Below are 1,680 nucleotides of genomic sequence, written 5' to 3'. Positions count from 1 at the left end.
TAAAGGTTTCATCTTATTTTACCTTTTTTTGTCTACCCCCTTGACAATTTGCACTTTTTCTTAACTTGTCACAAATGGGCAGCGTGTAATTAACCTCTGATATCCTGTTCGCGTTAAAAACCTGTTGATAGAACCCATTTGACATCTAAAAAGATAGTCGAAAGTTTGCCTGTCAACAGTCAGGCTTTAACCGCGGCGTGCGTCTTGTCCGAGCCAATAGCTTACCATCAACTCACTAATCCTGAGGCAGTGGCGGCTCTGGCAATGGTGATGGGTTTGTGTTTGCTGGTTGATAGTTTGGGTCAACAGTCACTCCGTCAGGTTTTGGAGCGGAATGTGGGATGTAACTGAGATCTTGCACCATTCTCAATAATCCTTTTACCAACAGGCAAGAATAATGTTGCAAGATGTGGGATGTAACTAACATCTTGCACCATTCTCAATAATCATTTTACGAACAGGCTTTCGGGCCCGTTCCGCGAGAAAATCTACTCTTCGCGGAACTGGTCCGAAAGCTTGTTAAGCGAGAATGTTGCAAGATGCGGGATGTAAAGGATGTAACGGATTTAACAGAGGTCGGGAAGAGAGCAACGGATTTAAGAGATTTAATAGAGGTCGGGAAGAGGGAAGAAGCAAGAAGAAAATGATTTATAGGGAGTAAGGTGCGCGCTTACGCACCCTACCTACATATTATAGATTTTGGTGCAATTTTTGGGCTTATTTAACAATTAGCAGTTAGCAATTCGCCGTTGCTAATTTCTAATTCGAGATTCTCTTCTAGAAGCTGATTTTCAAGTACCATTGTGGTGCTGGCGTTTTTCTGAAAACCGATGCGCTCGTAGAAACTTTGTTTGTAAGTTGTCATCAGGTAAACTCGCTCTACTCGGCACATTCGAGGGTGACTTAAGACGGTTTGGACTAATTTGCGGCCGAGTCCTGCACCTTGGTAATCTGGATGAATGGCGACATCCCAGATGGTGGCTCGATAGATGCCGTCTGAAGTGGCCCTGGCAAAGCCGATCGCCCGTGAGCCGTCCCAAACTGTAACAACTGGTTCGCTGTTGGCGATCGCGATTTCCCAATCTTCTATCTTGCGTGCCCTCGCCCAAAAGGCGGCGGCTTTAAATAGTTCTTGGATTTGTGCGATGTCGGCGCGATCGCGACCTATACAAAATTGAATGTGACTGGAATCTCTAGTCGTTGATGTCATGCTCTGCGGTGCCTTCAAGTTGTATCAAAAGTGTGTTACTTTTACTGTCTTACAGGAGTGAAAGTTGATTTTGCTTGGGAACTATCAAGGATTGAATTCCCGATTTACAAAACTATTTTTAGTTATACACGTTATCTAACTAATTTCGGTGATTATTAATACTTTTTGTGTTGATTTTGTAAAAAAGTCTTTGAGTCAAAATTGCCAACTCATAACTTATACGATTTTAGATTTTAGATTGTAGATGGGAATCACTGATTTTGTATGGGTTTAGAGTTCGCTTACAGAGAAACCGGTTTTTTTGTAGTTACAGCCCACCGTCACGACAAAAAACCCGGTTTCTCGGGGTTGCAAAATTTGAGGAGGATTCTTGCGGGGTGTCCCGCCTGCTGCATTATACCATTTTTCTAAAGATGTGCTAGAGATAAAGAATGTAAGATCCAAGACCATCCTGTGAGAAAACCAATGAC

General features: G+C 42.9%; 3 protein-coding genes. 1 reads left to right on the top strand and 2 read right to left on the bottom strand.

Annotated features, from left to right (window positions below):
* Window positions 1-138: 138 nt before the first annotated feature.
* A complete protein-coding gene (locus QUA80_RS33490; protein WP_333429201.1) occupies window positions 139-351 on the top strand; it encodes a hypothetical protein in 213 nt (70 codons plus the stop codon).
* 370 nt (window positions 352-721) lie between these two features.
* Here QUA80_RS33490 and QUA80_RS33485 read toward each other — a convergent pair whose 3' ends face one another.
* Both QUA80_RS33485 and QUA80_RS33480 read right to left on the bottom strand, forming a co-directional pair.
* A complete protein-coding gene (locus tag QUA80_RS33485; RefSeq protein ID WP_333429200.1) occupies window positions 722-1,210 on the bottom strand; it encodes a GNAT family N-acetyltransferase in 489 nt (162 codons plus the stop codon).
* A 270-nt stretch (window positions 1,211-1,480) separates the two neighbouring features.
* On the bottom strand, window positions 1,481-1,680 hold a 200-nt coding region (locus tag QUA80_RS33480; RefSeq protein ID WP_333429199.1), incomplete at its 5' end, for a hypothetical protein.

It is taken from the genome of Microcoleus sp. F4-D5, assembly GCF_036704885.1.
Taxonomy (GTDB): Bacteria; Cyanobacteriota; Cyanobacteriia; order Cyanobacteriales; family Microcoleaceae; genus Microcoleus.
Note: the sequence above shows the minus strand (reverse complement) of the source record. Positions and strands in the feature narration are given on the sequence as shown.